Source organism: Streptomyces sp. NPDC058221, from assembly GCF_042882365.1.
Taxonomy (GTDB): Bacteria; Actinomycetota; Actinomycetes; order Streptomycetales; family Streptomycetaceae; genus Streptomyces.
In genome coordinates, this window is the sequence record NZ_JBHVWF010000326.1 from 1 (window position 1) to 1019 (window position 1019).

Consider the following 1019-nt stretch of genomic DNA (forward strand, 5'->3'; position numbering starts at 1 on the left):
AGCGCGTCCCGCTTCGACACGGTGCTGCGGCCGAAGGTCGACGCCGCCTGGAACCTGCACGAACTCACCCGAAACCACGACCTGGCCGCCTTCGTGGTGTTCTCGTCGGCCGCCGGAGTCTTCGGCAACGCCGGTCAGGCCAACTACGCCGCCGCCAACGCCTTCCTCGACGCCCTCGCCCAGTCGAGGCGTGCCGAAGGACTGCCCGGCCTCTCCCTCGCCTGGGGCCTCTGGGCCGAATCGAGCACGATGACGTCCGGGCTGGCCGAGACTGACCGCCGGCGGATCGCGCGGCTCGGCGCGGAGGCGCTGAGCGAGGCGGAAGGGCTGGCTCTGCTCGATCGGGCACTCGGGGAGGGCGCCCCCGGTCTCCTCGTACCGGTGCGGCTCAACCGTCCGGCACTGCGCACCCAGGCCCGGGCAGGAACCCTGCCCGCACCGATGCGTGCGTTGGTGCCCGCGACAGTGCGACGTCAGGCCGGCGCCGGAGCCGCAGATGCGGTCGCGGGCGGTGGCACTCCGGCCGTCCGTCTGACCGGCATGACGTCGACCGAACAGGAGGAGTACGTACAGGACTTGGTGCGGCATGAGGTCGCCGGCGTGCTGGGCCACGCGACCCCGGACGCCATCCAGGCCGCGCAGTCGTTCAAGGAGCTGGGCTTCGACTCGCTGACCGCGGTGGAGCTGCGCAACCGCCTCACCGCCGCGACCGGTCTGCGCCTGCCCGCCACACTCATCTTCGACCACCCGACGTCTGCCGCCCTGGCAGGCCGCATCCTGAACGACCTCGTCGGCGACAGCGCCGAAACGCCCTCAGATTCCGCCCGCACTGTCGCCGTGGCCCACGACGAGCCGATTGCGATTGTGGGGATGGGGTGTCGGTTCCCGGGGGGTGTGGTCTCTCCGGAGGGGCTGTGGGAGGTGGTGCTGTCGGGAGCGGATGCGATCTCCGACTTCCCCACGGACCGAGGCTGGGACGTGGAAGGCCTCTACGACCCCGACCCCGATCGGCCCGGAAA

1 protein-coding gene is annotated in these 1019 nt (G+C 71.4%); it reads left to right on the plus strand.

The window, feature by feature from the left end; translation table 11 throughout:
- Nucleotides 1-1019, plus strand: a 1019-nt coding sequence (locus ACFVW8_RS39185) for a KR domain-containing protein (protein WP_389698842.1), incomplete at both ends; no start/stop codon positions are given.